The 15,140-nt window shown below is 45.0% G+C and carries 17 protein-coding genes and 1 riboswitch; of the genes, 4 read left to right on the top strand and 13 right to left on the bottom strand.

The genetic code is table 11. From position 1 onward, the window contains the following. Positions 1 to 118: 118 nt before the first annotated feature. Entirely contained in the window at positions 119 to 763 is a 645-nt protein-coding gene (locus QNH15_RS09460; protein WP_283894294.1) for an N-acetylmuramoyl-L-alanine amidase, read from the bottom strand. Between the two features lie 389 nt (positions 764 to 1,152). Between QNH15_RS09460 and QNH15_RS09455 the strand changes: the two genes are divergently transcribed. Continuing rightward, the gene (locus tag QNH15_RS09455) at positions 1,153 to 1,572 is read left to right on the top strand and encodes a MarR family winged helix-turn-helix transcriptional regulator (RefSeq protein WP_061968838.1); all 420 of its coding nucleotides are present in this window, start codon (positions 1,153 to 1,155) and stop codon (positions 1,570 to 1,572) included. A 62-nt stretch (positions 1,573 to 1,634) separates the two neighbouring features. Here the strand turns inward: QNH15_RS09455 and QNH15_RS09450 are convergent, their stop codons facing one another. Together QNH15_RS09450 and QNH15_RS09445 are read right to left on the bottom strand one after the other, a co-directional pair. Beyond that, positions 1,635 to 2,417 (bottom strand): GNAT family N-acetyltransferase, encoded by a 783-nt coding sequence (locus QNH15_RS09450; protein WP_283894293.1) that lies wholly within the window; start codon positions 2,415 to 2,417, stop codon positions 1,635 to 1,637. A gap of 46 nt (positions 2,418 to 2,463) precedes the next feature. Beyond that, on the bottom strand, positions 2,464 to 3,045 hold the full coding sequence (locus QNH15_RS09445) for an NAD(P)H-dependent oxidoreductase (RefSeq protein WP_283894292.1): 582 nt from the start codon (positions 3,043 to 3,045) through the stop codon (positions 2,464 to 2,466). A gap of 122 nt (positions 3,046 to 3,167) precedes the next feature. Here QNH15_RS09445 and QNH15_RS09440 point away from each other — a divergent pair, with 122 nt between their 5' ends. After that, positions 3,168 to 3,371: a hypothetical protein gene (locus tag QNH15_RS09440; protein ID WP_283894290.1), complete on the top strand. Its 204-nt coding sequence runs from the start codon at positions 3,168 to 3,170 to the stop codon at positions 3,369 to 3,371. 49 nt (positions 3,372 to 3,420) lie between these two features. Here QNH15_RS09440 and mgtE read toward each other — a convergent pair whose 3' ends face one another. Further along, complete coding sequence (gene mgtE, locus QNH15_RS09435; RefSeq protein WP_283894289.1) at positions 3,421 to 4,779, bottom strand: magnesium transporter; 1,359 nt, start codon at positions 4,777 to 4,779, stop codon at positions 3,421 to 3,423. A gap of 131 nt (positions 4,780 to 4,910) precedes the next feature. After that, positions 4,911 to 5,000: riboswitch (ZMP/ZTP riboswitch) on the top strand. Positions 5,001 to 5,054: 54 nt separating this feature from the next. On the opposite strand from mgtE, the gene QNH15_RS09430 reads away from it, so the two are divergent. After that, positions 5,055 to 5,903, top strand: a complete 849-nt coding sequence (locus QNH15_RS09430; RefSeq protein ID WP_283894288.1) for a bifunctional 5,10-methylenetetrahydrofolate dehydrogenase/5,10-methenyltetrahydrofolate cyclohydrolase — start codon at positions 5,055 to 5,057, stop codon at positions 5,901 to 5,903. A 170-nt stretch (positions 5,904 to 6,073) separates the two neighbouring features. Here QNH15_RS09430 and map read toward each other — a convergent pair whose 3' ends face one another. The 9 genes from map to QNH15_RS09385 all read right to left on the bottom strand — a co-directional run bounded on the left by map (position 6,074) and on the right by QNH15_RS09385 (position 14,651). Next, the gene (gene map / locus QNH15_RS09425) at positions 6,074 to 6,820 is read right to left on the bottom strand and encodes a type I methionyl aminopeptidase (protein ID WP_283894287.1); all 747 of its coding nucleotides are present in this window, start codon (positions 6,818 to 6,820) and stop codon (positions 6,074 to 6,076) included. A 117-nt stretch (positions 6,821 to 6,937) separates the two neighbouring features. Further along, positions 6,938 to 7,540 (bottom strand): TVP38/TMEM64 family protein, encoded by a 603-nt coding sequence (locus QNH15_RS09420; RefSeq protein ID WP_090232777.1) that lies wholly within the window; start codon positions 7,538 to 7,540, stop codon positions 6,938 to 6,940. A 195-nt stretch (positions 7,541 to 7,735) separates the two neighbouring features. After that, positions 7,736 to 8,194 (bottom strand): pyridoxamine 5'-phosphate oxidase family protein, encoded by a 459-nt coding sequence (locus QNH15_RS09415; RefSeq protein WP_283894284.1) that lies wholly within the window; start codon positions 8,192 to 8,194, stop codon positions 7,736 to 7,738. Between the two features lie 15 nt (positions 8,195 to 8,209). Further along, complete coding sequence (gene hpaD, locus QNH15_RS09410) at positions 8,210 to 9,193, bottom strand: 3,4-dihydroxyphenylacetate 2,3-dioxygenase (RefSeq protein WP_283894279.1); 984 nt, start codon at positions 9,191 to 9,193, stop codon at positions 8,210 to 8,212. 11 nt (positions 9,194 to 9,204) lie between these two features. After that, the gene (hpaB, locus tag QNH15_RS09405; RefSeq protein ID WP_283894277.1) at positions 9,205 to 10,680 is read right to left on the bottom strand and encodes a 4-hydroxyphenylacetate 3-monooxygenase, oxygenase component; all 1,476 of its coding nucleotides are present in this window, start codon (positions 10,678 to 10,680) and stop codon (positions 9,205 to 9,207) included. Positions 10,681 to 10,723: 43 nt separating this feature from the next. Then, positions 10,724 to 12,238 carry a 5-carboxymethyl-2-hydroxymuconate semialdehyde dehydrogenase gene (gene hpaE, locus QNH15_RS09400; protein ID WP_283894275.1) on the bottom strand — a complete coding sequence of 505 codons (1,515 nt, stop codon included), beginning with the start codon at positions 12,236 to 12,238 and terminating at the stop codon, positions 10,724 to 10,726. Further along, positions 12,222 to 13,013 carry a fumarylacetoacetate hydrolase family protein gene (locus QNH15_RS09395; protein WP_283894273.1) on the bottom strand — a complete coding sequence of 264 codons (792 nt, stop codon included), beginning with the start codon at positions 13,011 to 13,013 and terminating at the stop codon, positions 12,222 to 12,224. The genes hpaE and QNH15_RS09395 overlap by 17 nt, the downstream gene beginning before the upstream one ends. Further along, positions 13,013 to 13,945 carry a 2,4-dihydroxyhept-2-ene-1,7-dioic acid aldolase gene (gene hpaI / locus QNH15_RS09390; RefSeq protein WP_283894271.1) on the bottom strand — a complete coding sequence of 311 codons (933 nt, stop codon included), beginning with the start codon at positions 13,943 to 13,945 and terminating at the stop codon, positions 13,013 to 13,015. The genes QNH15_RS09395 and hpaI overlap by 1 nt, the downstream gene beginning before the upstream one ends. Before the next feature lie 28 nt (positions 13,946 to 13,973). Beyond that, positions 13,974 to 14,651 (bottom strand): GntR family transcriptional regulator, encoded by a 678-nt coding sequence (locus QNH15_RS09385; protein WP_283895518.1) that lies wholly within the window; start codon positions 14,649 to 14,651, stop codon positions 13,974 to 13,976. Between the two features lie 267 nt (positions 14,652 to 14,918). Between QNH15_RS09385 and cspD the strand changes: the two genes are divergently transcribed. Beyond that, complete coding sequence (gene cspD, locus QNH15_RS09380) at positions 14,919 to 15,119, top strand: cold-shock protein CspD (protein ID WP_061968810.1); 201 nt, start codon at positions 14,919 to 14,921, stop codon at positions 15,117 to 15,119. Positions 15,120 to 15,140 lie beyond the last annotated feature (21 nt).

Genomic DNA, 15,140 nt, shown 5'->3' with positions numbered 1-15,140 from the left:
CCATACAACGTACACCATTCAGCATTCCAACCCCTCCTTTCCTTATTAGATACAAATAGTATATCACCGTATAAAGAACCTTATCAATAACCATTTACAGAAAAATAAATCAAATCTGTCATTTTGTTTTGGTAATGACGGCATCAAAACCCGCTTTTTTCGCCAGCTTTACCATTTCCACTGCATTTTCCCGTTGTCTGTAGCTTCCAATTTGCACCCGGTATAGCGTTCCCTGTTCTTTCTCATCATCTACTGGGCCCATCGTGGTCAACTCAGCTTCAACTGCTTGAAGAAAGTGCTGATATGTTACTCCATATTTCTTAAAGGCGTTTACTGGATCTGCTCTCCTGGCAGGATCCAGCTGAAAATGGCCTTTAATCGAATGTTCAGGAATCCATCCATAGTGCCGGCACAGCCATGCAAAAAACCAAACATACCGTTTATAGGCTTCTTTCCAAATGATGTTGCCTCCATGGCACAGTTCTACACCTAATGCCCAGTCATTGGCATCTGAAACCTGACTCCTGACATGCCATGCTTTTTCACTCAGAGGGATGATCAATAGAATTTCTTGGTCATCTATGAACACATGAGCGGAAGCTTCCAAATTCCTGCTGTTGAAGTACTTGTAATTTTGCTTAGCGGTGGACCCTTCGTTTCCTGTATCATGAGCGACTGCATACCTTGGAATCCGGTTTCCTCCCGGTCGCTGATTCCATCTCTGATCAAGCAGCATAGTGGTTATTTTATAGTTGGCTCCCATAATCATCCCTCTTTCACTTTTTATCCATAAGTAGAAATAAAATCCATAAAAGAGGCAAAAAAAGAGCTGTGGATACAAATTTTTGTCCCCACAGTTCTCTATGTGTCTATTCTCAATTTGTAGCAAAGACCACGATCCAGTAAATAACCCCTGCCAGGAAACCTAAACCAAGCAATAAAAACCATAGTGTGCTGTTTTTCATCGTCCAACCCCATCCCTGTTCATTTCCACTTCGAGGGTACCATACAAAAAAAGAGAAAAAAAGCGAAAAATCAGGAGATTTTGTGTCCAAACCCCATAAATGTTTGAGTAATTGGCGTGCAAAGTATACTATGTAAGTAGGAGTGTCGATAACTAATACTTATTAAAATGTAGAATAGGTGATTGCTATGAATGATAACCGCACAAATAGGATCGCAGAACTTGAGAACAGCTTCCTGACTGTTTTTCGGACCTTCAGAAAAGACATTAACGACCTTTTCTCTGATGATGTGCCTGCCAACGAGTTTGGCGTCCTTAATCTATTAAAGGATAAAGAATATCTTACAGCCTCTGAGCTAGCGGGTGAAATGAAGGTTTCATCAAGTCATATTACAGGGGTAACCGACCGTTTAATAAAGAAAGATTTAATAACCAGAGAACGATCCTTGACAGACCGAAGAATCGTTTATGTAAAAATCACAGAAAAAGGCCAGGCAGTTGCTGAAAAGCTGTCAGCGATCCGCCGTGATTATTATAAAGAGAAATTTTCGGGCCTTTCAGATCAAGAGATGGAAAATATGATTGACTACTTAAACCGCATGTCGTAGCACACAAAAAGGCAAAAACACATACGCTGGTGTTTTTGCCTTTTTTAAGAACGTGATGGTTATTAGGAATACATGCTCCACATGCCGATATCCATAAAACCGATTCGTTTATAGATGGATCCCGCTCTTGGGTTATTATAGAACAAACACAAGGATTTCCCTTCGTTCAGCACATCTTCGCATAGTACCGCGGTACAGCGGCTCGCCAACCCTTGCTGCCTGTAATCCACATGGCTACACACCCCCACGACCATAGCCGAGCGGGAATTCTCCGCCGTGGTTGCCGCGGAAGCTACCATCCGCCCATCCTTTTTTATAAAATATGTTCGTCCGGTTTTTGTGGTCAGTGTTTGAATCAGACTTTCTCTCGCGGATTCTCTCCTCTGAAATTCTTTGATTGAGTTATGCATCTCGATAATGTCGTCTACATCATTCACTGTTGCGTATGTAAGATCATCGCGCCCAAGGCCTTTCATGGAAAAGTCCCCTTCCTCAAGCTCGGCAAAATACAATTCCTTTTTTGATGTGAACGAGAAAATGGATTGAAACTGTTCAACAATTTCCTTTTTCCCTGAAAGCATTTCAAGTGGCGGGCCGCCCTTAATAATCTCTGAAAATCCTTCAGCATTAATCTCCTCTTTTGCGTATGGAAGATAGTTTCCAAAGTACCGAAGCAAAATCCCCCGTATCTCCCCCTGCTCCCCAAGATCCACCCAGATATCCTGAAAATCCGTATCGTAACCAAAGTTCTCAATATCACCGATGATGAATAGATTCATTGCCTTTTCCTCATCGAGATAATCCAAAATCTGTTCATTCAAAGTATCGTCTGCTTTAACAATCATGTTGCTTCTTCTCCTTCATCGTTTTCAAATGTATCTTTTCTCTTTATTACTGCGTTTGCGCAAGGTACCGTACTTCCTCAAGCATGCTCCGCCTTTTTTCATCACCGGCCAATATCACGTTGCCAAAATAAAGTGACTGGATGGGCTGTATCCCGCAGAACTCAAAAATACTAAGGTTGCGCGCCACGTTCATGGCGTCATGCATCCCGTTCTCCTCGTATATATCAGAAGGGGTTCCGGTCGTGCAAATCGTAATCGCCGTTTTGCCTTTTAGCCGTGGAATGGGATCTTCCCCGTCCAGCTCATATGCAAAGCCATAGCTGAATACGCGGTCTATATAACCCTTCAGCAACGCGGGCATGCCACCCCACCAAACCGGATAGATCAGTGTAATGCAGTCACACCAGGCGATATGCTTCTGTTCGTTGAGCACATCCACCTCATACTGACCTTCCAGCGAATTCTCGTATTCCCTTTCAGTCAGAACCGGATCAAAGGCCAGATCATACAGATTCCTTATAATGACCGGATGGCCCTTTTTCTCCAGTTCTTTCGAATATACCTCGAGCAAGGCATGATTGAAGCTGTGATTCGACAGATGACAGTACAGTAAAAGATGATTCATCATGTCTCGCCTCCTTCCCAACTCCTATACGACACCGTCCTTTTAAAATCCTTTTCACTAGTAAAAAAAGATGTTTGATTACCAATATCAGGGGAATTTGTATAGAAACAGAGGAGGCTGAAAAAATGGAAATGCTCAATAATGTGGAGCGTGCACTGCAGCTCTTTGCCCGTACCGGTATGGAACTAAAGGAAGCTATGTCCAAGCTCTCTGAGGAAGAACAAATTCTGTTGAATAAGTCCTATCCTTTTGATATCCCGTTCAGCGAATTCTCCAACAAAATTTTAGAATGGAAAGAAGAAGTCGACAGGCTTGTAGAAACCCGGTAACACAAACAGCCGTCCAGTGCATAAGAGACTGGACGGCTGTTTGTTGTTTTCAGATTAAGTGTGAAATAAAAATTGATGCGGTACCAAAATACACGAACAACGAAAAAATATCATTAAGCGTGGTGATGAGCGGACCGGAAGCCACTGCCGGATCCACATTGAAACGGTACAACAGGAGCGGGATCAACGTCCCTGACAACGTTCCGATAATTAAGGTCAAAAACAATGAACTTCCAACCACCAAGCCCAGTATGGCATTCCCTTGCCAAAAATAGGCGACAAGTGCAATGAGAATACCACAGGTGGTGCCAATGATCAGTCCCACACCCAGTTCCCTCAGGATGAGACGCAGCACCACTTTTTTATCAACATCATTCGAAACCAGTCCGCGAACAACGACGGCCAGCGACTGTGTGCCAGTGTTCCCTGTCATCCCCGCAATCATTGGCATGAAAAAGGCGAGCGAAACAACTTTAGAAAGAGTACTCTCAAAGGCAGAAATGATGCTTCCCGAAATAATACCAATAAACAGTAACAGAATCAGCCATGGCAGCCGCCGGTAGGACGCAACAAATGCACTTGTATTAAAATCGATTGATTTACCGGAAGCAGAGAGCTTTTCGATGTCTTCGTTTGCCTCTTCGATTAAAACGTCGAGTACGTCATCCACTGTTACGATCCCTAATAGCACATCATTTTCGTCAACAACAGGGACTGCGATAAAATCATAGCGTTCGATGGTCCTTGCCACTTCCTCCTGATCCATTTCGGCTGGAACCGAAATGACACGGGTGAACATCACCTCTTCAATTTTGTCATTGATATCCGCAAGGAGAAGGTCCCGATAGGATACAACTCCTGCAAGCTGCTTTTCTTCGTTAATGACATACAAATAATAAATGTTCTCCGCAAAGCCAGCAAATGTCTTCAATTTGTCAACCGCATCCCGTACAGTAAACATTTGCGGAATCCAAACAAAGCGGTTGGTCATAATCCCGCCGGCGCTATCGGCGGGATACTGCATGAGAGATTGAACCGTCCGGGACTCATCCGTCCTCATGGATGCGAGAAAATCCTGAATTTCATCAAATGAAAAATTGCTCAGAAGGTCGGCCAGATCGTCATTTTCCATTTCGTTCATGATATGAGATGATCGCTCAATGCCCAATTTGTGCAAAATCTCTATTTGGAGATCGCTGTCAAGCTCCTGAATAAGAGAGGCAAGCTGCCTGGTGGTCAGGAAGGTGAGAAATTTATGCCGGTGCTTCTCCGGCAGCGTTTTATAGACTTCCGCCATATCATATGGATGCAGTTCATCCATTAATTCCTGAAACTCTTTTTTCCTCAGTTCTTTCAAGCTTTTAATCACAAAAAGCAGAATCTGATTTTCCGTCATTTCCTTGAACACGAATGTCACCCCCTTTATTAATGTTCCTATTATATAAGAATCTCCAAGAAACTGCGAATGCAACATAATATTTATCAAGATTTGCAGGGTTGAATCTTTTTGTAAGCTTGGGGTATAATCTAAACAGAATAAATAAAAGCAGCAACTGACGAGAGCGTGTGGAATTGACCACAAGGAAGCTGCAAGCATCACCTAAAAAGCCGTTCGTCTGGGCAGGGGTAAGGGATCAGTGTATCTATTCCTTGCCTCTTTTCTATTCTCAGGAGGTAATCAGAGTGGAAAACAAGCTAATACTCAATGGCACCCGTGTCGCAACCGATATCAAGGAACAATTGAAAGGAAGAGTGGAAGAGCTGACAAGCCGGGGCGTAACCCCTTGTCTGGCTACAGTTCTTGTCGGCGATGATCCGTCTTCGGCCACTTACGTCAAAATGAAAGGCAACGCGTGTGAAAAATTGGGCATCCTGTCCAAAAGAATTCACCTTCCTGCCGAAATCACTACAGAAGACCTGTTAAAAACCATTCATGAACTTAATGAGGATGAGGCGGTACACGGGATTCTGCTGCAGCATCCGGTACCTTCACACATTGATGAGAGGTCAGCCTTTGAAGCCATTGACATTGAAAAAGACGTGGATGGTGTAACAAGCTGGGGATTCGGACAAACGTCATTCGGCTTTGGAAGCTATCCGTCCTGCACCCCTGCGGCCATTATGGCAATCTTGGATTACTATGATGTCCCTATCGAAGGAAAACACGCGGTTATCGTCGGCAGAAGCCCTATCCTTGGAAAACCGGTTTCCATGCTTCTGCTGAACCGCAACGCTACCGTAACAACCTGCCATTCCCGCACACAAAACCTGCCGGAAATCGTTAAGCAGGCAGATATTGTTGTCGCTGCCGTTGGAAAGCCAAAATTTATTAAAGGTGACTGGATCAAACCAGGAGCCGTTGTCATGGATGCCGGCTACAATCCTGGCAACATTGGTGACGCGGATTATGAAGAATGTGAAAAGAACGCAGGTGCCATCACCCCTGTTCCTGGCGGAGTCGGCCCTGTGACCATCTCCATGCTGCTGAAGCACACCGTTGATGCAGCCGAAAAGAAACTAAATCAGCAATAAGAAGTAAAAAAGAGCCATGCGCAAGGGTGCATGGCTCTTTTTTTGTGTCTGACATAACATAACAAGTGTTTTGGCGCGTAAATGACGAATTTCCGCGGGTATCTGAAAATTAAAATGGCAGGTATTAAGTAAAGACCGGTCCTGAAGTCCGGTTTTTTGCAAGAGCTCATTTACTGTGCCGTCAAAATAAGCGGGCCATCCTTCGTGATCGCCAGGGTATGCTCATATTGTGTGGACAGGGAACCGTCAAACGTCCTTGCTGTCCAGCCGTCATCATCAATTTTCACATAGCGTTTACCGGTGTTTAACATCGGTTCAATCGTCAGCACCATACCCTCTTTTAGCAACGGACCAGTTCCTTTCGGGCCTGCATGAGGGACTTGCGGGTCTTCGTGCATCGAACGGCCAATACCGTGGCCGATAAATTCACGCACGACCGATAACCCCTCGCTTTCCGCATATTGCTGGATTGCATGTGAAATATCGCCGATCCGGTTTCCGATCACTGCCTGCTCAATGCCGAGGTATAAGGATTTCTCTGTGACTTCCAACAGATGCTGTGCTTTTTCCGAAACCTCACCCACTGTGTAGGACCATGCCGAGTCTGCAAGCCATCCATTTAGGTTTACAACCATATCAATCGTTACGATATCTCCCGATTTTAGCTTTTTCTTATTCGGAAAACCGTGGCAAATGACATCATTTACAGATGCACATGTCGCGAACGGATATCCCTGATAGCCCTTTTGCTCGGGAGTGGCTCCATTCTTCTTTAAAAAATGCTCCACAAACGCATCGATTTCCAGCGTTGAAATCCCCGGTTTAATGATTTTTTTGATCTCCTTGTGGCACTCTGCCAAAAGAGTTCCTGCCTCGTTCATTTTTTCAATTTCACGTTTTGACTTATAAATAATCATGTGTTTTCCTTTCCATCCTGCATGATAAGTAGGTTAACTTACTATATTCTTGGTTTCTGCATTTGTTCCCCTGATCGGATGCTTAAAAACAGCGCAAGGCGCAAATCAATGATTGATTTACGCCTGGTGGCTTTGTTTCATTCTTGATTCCACCACCTTGCCTCCAAGCCAGAGAACAAGGATGCCGAATACCGCAAGTCCCAGTTTTAATGGATTTTTTATTACATCCAAAAAGTCATAGCCGATAAAAGATATAATCGCGATCATCACCAGTTTTCCAAGGGTCACCGCAAGCATGAATGTCTTTTGGTTGACTCTTGACAGCCCTGCAATCACATTAATTAAGGCAGAAGGGGTAAACGGAAAACAATAGATGAGAAAAAGAGTTCCAAATCCATGGCGTTCCATCCAACCCAGCAGCTTCGCAATCTTATGATGCCTCGTGACAAAGTGAAGGAATCGCTTTTGTCCGAATTTCCGTACAAGAAAAAAGACGACCAGTGACCCGAGCACTGCTCCCAGCCACGATAAAAGCGCCCCCAGCCAAAACCCATAGGCGGCTGCATTACCAGCTACGATAATGAAAAGCGGCAATACGGGTATGATCGCCTCCAGCAAGGGGAGAAGCACGCCGGGCAAAAAACCTAAATCCCGGTATTGCTCTAAAAAATGCAGAATGTTTTCTTGCGTTAAATACGATTTCCACTCACTCCAATTCATAGCCCGGTCTCCCTTCTTTATAGCATCATAATTTCCATTTCAGCTTATTTTAATCCCATGGCGGATCTCTTTATATGTCGCCAAAATTAGACAGACTTTTCAACTAGTTTACCATATTTACGCCATTCGTCCTAGTAACACGTACCTGCAGAGCCGAGTCATCCTCACAAAAAAATCCCCGAAATGGGGATTTTTTCATTCATCCATTAATGCCTTATAAACTTTCAGGTCGAGTTCCTTTGCCTTTTCAGCGTTATAGGTTTTCTCGTATCGGGGTTCCTGAACAATCTTAGCTCCCCAAAACATACTTTCATACACATGCTGGATTTCCACTTCAATCTTTGCCAGTTTAAGAGGTACACCTTTCATCTCCTCTTCCAGTACGGCCGCATTCCCGTTGATGGAATAGACGGTTTCAAGCCCTACAACCGTTAAAACGACCTGGGGGTTGGCCTTGATGTTGGCAATGATTCTTGAATTGGTTGTCACCGAAAACCGGATTCTTTTTTCGTCACAGCTTTTTACCCAGGAGATGGCCGAAACACCAGGAGCCTTTGAATTGGCTTCCACCGATCCCAGCAGAACCAGTTTTTCTCCTTGTAAAAACTCAAAAAGCTCACTTGAGAGTTGGGCAGGTACGTCCATTTTCGCCATGTTATTTGCTCCTTATCATGTGACAAAATCAGGCTTTTGCTGTGCCAGTACCGCTTTAGATTGGATAACTGGCTGCCCGGAAGCCGAATCAATAAATTCAGTGGCTTCCGAAAACCAGCTGTCTGGCGCTTTATGGCCCCAAAATGTCTGGCGCCTCGGATCGTTAATATCCCATTTCACCGGCTCAAAATCGGGGTCACATGTCAGATAATCACCGTTATACAGCTCTATGCGATTTCCGTCCGGATCCCGGATGTACAGAAAGAAAGCATTGGAAATCCCATGGCGGCCCGGCCCTCTTTCAATGCAATCCGCATGCCCCATACTCGCCAGAACATCGCAAGCATGAATCAGGCTCAACGGATCAGACAGCCAAAAGCCAATGTGATGCAAACGCGGTCCTTCCCCATTCATAAAGGCAACATCATGGACGGAGGATTTTCTGTGCAGCCAGGCCGCCCAAATGCTGTCATCTGCAGTCGCAGTGTATTCCGAACAGCGGAAGCCCAGTTCATCATTGTAAAAGGCCACTGTTTTCCCTACATCAGGCACCATGCAGTTTACATGATCGATCCTTTGCATCCGGGCACCTTTATATAAATCATATTTCTGCAGGCACCGTTCCACCGTTTCCATTCTCGCAAAAAACTCCAATGGTATTCCGTCCGGGTCAGTCGCTTTGAGCGTACGGCCAAGAGCTTTCTGAGCACCCGCTTCTTCCCATTCCGTATGAAGTGTCTTCTTTTTGAAAAGGCTTTCAATTTTCTCCAGGTCATCTTCATGCCAAACCTTGTATCCAATGGAATGAACACCTGGTTTCACCGCTTTTTTTAGCACGAGACAATGATGACAATGTTCTTCAAGTCCTCTTAAATAAATGTGCTGGTCATCACTTTCTGTTTCAATAAAGCCGAGAGCATTAACGTAAAAGTCACGCGAGTTATTCAAATCTGTAACATTCATGACGACCCGGGCCACACGAAGAATATTAAAATCCATGACACGCCTCCTTAAATACCGGCATAATTGTGGTCAGACGTTTTCACTCGGTTCAAAAACTCCTGAACCATTTCTTTGTAAGGTTCCTTATTGAACCCATCATAATAAATGTTAGACATTCGCGCCGGGTCACCAAAGAAATAGTATTCATAAAGGGCCTGCCTGCCGCCGAATGAGCTCATGCATACATCCCAGGCGAGGCGGAAAAGCTGGACACGCTCGTAGCCATTGATATTTGCCCCCTGCGTATAACGATGCACAAGTTCTCCGATATCATCTGCCTGAAAATCGGCTTCCGTCGGAATTCCCATCAACCCCGATGCTCCGAGGATACGGACGATCTCCACCATACGCTGATACATCTTCGGGAACCAGTTTCTTGCCGCATTAAGCGGTGCAAAGTCCGGCGTCATGTTCCCATAGGCATCAAGAGAAGCATTTTGCTCGGCCCGGAACAAATGGGATCTCATCGTTTCAAGGATCAGCATTACCTCGGAAGCTTTTTCCTTTACATGAGGGAAAACATCTATACCAATCGCGTCCATAATATTGAGAATGATTCCGAGAACAAATTCTGTTTTAACCGTATTCTTTGCCACCACCTGGTGGGCCATATGCACGATTGCGTTCGTTTCCACATAGGTCCGGTTGCAAATATCGGAACTTCCTCCAACAAAAACGCGCTCCCAGGGAACAAGAACATTATCAAAAACAACGATGGCATCGCTCTCTTCGAATCGCGAGCTTAATGGATGATCCCATTGGTTCCGGCCCTGATCAAAGGATTCACGGCACAGAAATTTCAACCCTTCCGTGTTGTTCGGAATAGCAAATGCCATTGCATAAGGATCATCTTCTGAAGCCGCTTTATTGAGAGTAGAAGGAAATACTACGATCTCATCCGTCACACCGCCAAGCGTGGCCAACAGACGGGCACCTTTTACGACAATGCCATCCTTGTTCTTTTCTACGATTCTCGCAGAAAGGTAGGGATCCTTTTGCTCGGACTGCTTTTTCGAGCGGTTGGTTTGTGGATGAATGAGTGTATGAGTAAGACTTACATCATTTTCACGGCAATAGTGGTAATAGTTTCGGGCGTTTTCGGCAAACATAGGATCTCCCTGGGCGAAGAAAGAGTCTGCGGTTCCAAACGCCATGACACTCGTATTGAGGTAATCGGGTGTTCTTCCCATCATTCCGCCGGTATAGCGGGCCCACTCTGTGAACATCTCACGCCGTGCGATTAAATCATCCTTTGATTTTGGTGCAATGAAAGACAGGCCCACCTTTTCCCCCGTCGTATCCGAGGTATAGAGCATTTTATCTTCTTTTTCGTACTGGAGATCGAACAGGTTCGCGATGGATCGTACAACATTTCGCAAAGCAGGGTGTTCGGTTACGTCGCTCACCCGTTTTCCATGAATCCACACATTGTTGTTTGCCGCTTTCAAACCATTCATATATTGTTCTCCCGTGCGTGCAGGCATTTTCGTTCCCTCCTTTAAAATTAGTTTACGAGCTTCCTCATTTTCAGGCCTTCGTATGGGTTGTAGCCGTTTTGTTCTTTTTGCCAAACTGCTGAATGTGATGATCTCCCACAGCCACATGGACGACCTTCATTTCCGTATAAAATTCAAATGCATAATGGCCGCCTTCTCTCCCGATCCCGGACGCTTTGGAACCGCCAAACGGAATACGGAGATCACGAACATTTTGGGAATTCACCCAAAGCATGCCCGCTTCCACCGCTCCGGCTACGCGGTGTCCTCTTTTCATGTCACTGGTCCACACGTAGCCAGCAAGTCCGTATTGGACATCGTTGGCAAGCTCAATGACTTCTTCTTCCGTTTGGAACGTCATGACGGTGAGAACCGGGCCGAATATTTCTTCCTGTGCCACTTTCATGTCGTTTTTCACATTCAATAAAAGGGTGGGTGCGACAAAATTGCCATTGGAAAGGTGCTTCGGAATTTGCCCGCTGTAAACTTCACACCCTTCCTGAGAAGCGATGGTTAAGTATCGTTTGACGTTTTCATAATGGTCTTTGTGAATGAGCGGGCCAACCTCTGTATCTCCATGAGACGGATCACCCACAATAATATTTTGCACACGCTCCTTGAGAGCCGCTATAAACCTCTCACTTATGGATTCTTGGATAAACAGCCTTGAATTGGCCGTACACCTCTCCCCATTAAATGAAAAGATTCCCCATACACAAGCATCCAGTGCTCGGTCAAACTCGCAATCTTCAAAAACAATAATCGGTGATTTGCCGCCAAGCTCCATCGAGTACCGCTTTAAAGAGTCAGCTCCATTCCGCATAATCTCGGATCCCGTTTTCGTCTCGCCGGTAAATGATATGAGCTGCACATCCGGCTGAGCGACCAATGCGGCCCCGGCCTCTTCACCAAAGCCATGTACAATATTAAAAACCCCTTGCGGAAGGCCTGCCTCATGGATGATTTCACCCAATTTATGGGCGGTAAGCGGCGACCATTCGGCCGGCTTGAGCACAACGGTATTTCCGGTAGCCAAGGCGGGAGCAACCTTCCACGTTTCGAGCATAAAAGGGGCATTCCATGGGGTAATCAGGCCGGCAACCCCCACCGGTTTTTGCATCGTATAGTTAATGAACTCATCGTCAACATGATAAGCCTCACCCGTCATCCGGTTTTTAACCATCTCCGCATAAAACCTGAAATTATCCGCAGCCCTTCCCACCATTTTTTTGGTTTGGGAGATGGGCAATCCCGTATCAAGCGATTCCAGTTTGGCCACTTGTTCAATATCACGGTCGATCAAATCCGCAATCTTAAAGATGTATTTCAGTCTTTCATTAAGTTTTAATGTGCCCCATTCTCCCTTCTTAAAGGCTGTTTTTGCTGCAAGAACGGCGGCATCGATATCTTCCTTCCTCCCTTGTGAGACCTGATTTAATTCCTCATTGGAATAAGGACTGATATTGGCAAACGTCTCACCGGATAACGACATAACAAACTCACCATTAATATAATGCGGAACCGGATTCTTAAGATTGCTGCTCATGAACCGCACCTCCTGACGGCGTGTTCCTGCTTCGCCCATCAAGAATCTTGTTTTCCAGACTGCCGAGATAATCAATCTCCAGACGTACCGTGTCTCCCGGATGAACATGAGAGATACCCTTCGGTGTCCCCGTCCAGATCACATCATTTTTTTCAAGCGTCATAAAAGAAGAAATAAATTCAATAAGCTCGGCAATGCCATAGATCAAGTTCCTGGTGTTTCCCTGCTGCCGCAATTCACCGTTGACATACGTGCGCAGCTCCAGGTTATTCACATCGGGAATATCTTCCGCATCCACAAAATACGGTCCGAGCGGTCCAAACGTGTCATGCCCTTTAGCACGGACCGGCGGCCGGTACATATTGTTGACAAAGTCACGGACGGTTACATCATTCGCAATCGTGTAACCGCTTACAATATGAAACGCATCATTCGCTTTAATGTTTCTTCCTTCTTTGCCGATTACCACTGCCAGCTCATTTTCATAATGCATGTATGTTGCTCCATCAGGATAGTAAACAGGGGCTTTGTGGCCTACCAAAGAACTGTTTGGCTTGATAAAAAGAACCGGCTCTGCAGGTCTTTCCAAACCGAGTTCATCGGCGTGATCGGCATAGTTCAGCGCCAACCCGATCATTTTATTCGGCATAAGTGGAGGCAGCCAGGCCTCTGCTTCGTTCATGGCAATCATGCGGCCACAGTTCAGCAACAGCTGATCGTCCTGAACAATTGCGGTTCGTTCACGCCCTTCAAAAATGATACGTGCATGCTTCATTACGATTCACTCCCTACTTGGTTTAACAGTCCGTAGCTGTTTAATACTGTGCGGATTTCTTCCTGTATGCTCTTGGATGGCACATCCATCGGCAGCCTTAGCCTTGGCTTGATTTTCCCCATCATGCCAAGGGCAGCTTTCACCGGCGCCGGATTAGTATCTCTGAACAGAACATCATTCAGTGGCATCAATTCATAATGCAGCTGCATGGCTTCTTCCACGTTCCCGGCTTCCCAGGCATTATAGACCTCGGCGACTTTCCCCGGAAGGACATTGGCAGTTGCGCTAATATAGCCTTTTCCGCCAATGGCCAGCATTGGATAGCAGAGCAGCTCAATTCCGGAGAAAAGAAGAAAATCTCTTCCACAGTTTAATAGCACGCGATTCACATGTTCAAAATCTTTATTGGATTCCTTCACACCGATGATATTCGGACAATCTTCATTCAGCCGGGCAAGTGTTCTCGCCTCCAAATTAACACCGGTTCTTCCCGGAATGTTATACACGATAAGTGGAATGTCCACAGCCTCGGCCACCGCTTTAAAATGCTTGAACAAGGCGTGCTGGGATGGTTTATTGTAGTAGGGGACGATGACCATGGCTGCGTCAGCCCCCATCTCTTGGGCGGCTTTTGTTAAATGAAGTGTCTCCTGGTGATTGGTTGATCCTGTACCAGGTACAAAGGGCACTCTTCCGGCAACCGCAGAGATTGCCGTTGCCATAACCTGCTCTCTTTCTTCAAGCGTTAAAGAACTTGGCTCCCCCGTGGTCCCCGTAACTGAAATGCCATGGCTTCCACTGTCAATGTGCCAATTGACCAACTCTCTCAACGTTTCGAGGTCCAGGCTGTCATCCTCCGTAAAAGGAGTAATCACAGGGGCAATCGATCCCTTTAGTCTTTGCTTTGTTTCTTCAAAGTGATTTTCACTCAACTTCATCTCTCCTTTAACTATTGTCCCTTTATGTGTAATTTCTTAGCTCCCTGTCGTTCTTTTCTTCCAGAAATGCCTGTACGGTGTTCAGCTTATGAGTTCGGACATAAGCTTCAATTTCTGCAAATGGTCTGGCGCCTCTCAGCATATCAATTATTACTTCATGTTCCTCAATCGACTTTTTTGCACGGGCCGGTTTCGTTGCTGCTCCCATCTTCCTCACCCGGTCCAAGCGGTTCCAGGTGGATTTAATATTTTCGGTCAAAAAGTGATTATTGCAATATTGATACGTTAAGCTATGGAATTCCCTGTTGCAATTGCCAAACATTAGAAAATCACAATCATCGAGAGCTTCTTTCATTCGTTCGTTAATTGCGGTAAGCTCCTTGATCCTGCCCGCAGGAAAATGCTGTGCTGAGATGGCGGTTGCATAACCTTCGAGCACGGCTAGCACGGAAAGTGTCTCCAGGTATTCTTTTTCGTTAAATGGAGTAACAATCGCACCACTGTAGGGTTTAAAATGAATCAGACCATCTGCCTCAAGATTTCGAATGGCTTCCCTTACGGGGATAGCGCTTGTTTGAAGCTCCCTCGCCAGCTGATCAATGACAATTTTGTATCCGGGTTGATAACGCCCATCAAGAATCCTTGATTTTATGACTTTGTACGCATATTGTTGTTTACTGATTTTGGAATTGTTTTTCATAATACTATGATAATTCAGAATCATATATGATTTCAACCTATTTTTCACTAAATCCTATATGATTTGAAATCAAAATTTGTACTGAATAACTGTCTGAATAAAGATTTTAATTTTTCTGACAAAATTTCTTGCTACTAAAACTTTTCTATGATATAGTAATTCCAACCATTTAGACTTTGATTACATATTCAGTATCTTTGTAGTAAATGTTTGAAAGGTTCTATGGTAATAAAAAGGCACAGGGTGCAAAGTTTTAGGAGGCTAGGAATGCAAACAGGTAAGGTAAAATGGTTCAACGCAGAAAAAGGATTTGGTTTTATTGAAGTTGAAGGCGGAGATGACGTATTTGTACACTTTTCTGCAATTCAATCTGAGGGCTTCAAGACATTAGAAGAAGGCCAGGAAGTTGAATTTGAAATTGTGGATGGCGCTCGCGGACCGCAAGCTGCTAATGTTGTAAAAAGATAAACCCATAAATAAAAGGACCGG

The sequence above is a fragment of the Fictibacillus enclensis genome (assembly GCF_030123385.1).
In the GTDB taxonomy this organism is placed as follows: Bacteria; Bacillota; Bacilli; order Bacillales; family Fictibacillaceae; genus Fictibacillus_C; species Fictibacillus_C enclensis.
Note: the sequence above shows the minus strand (reverse complement) of the source record. Positions and strands in the feature narration are given on the sequence as shown.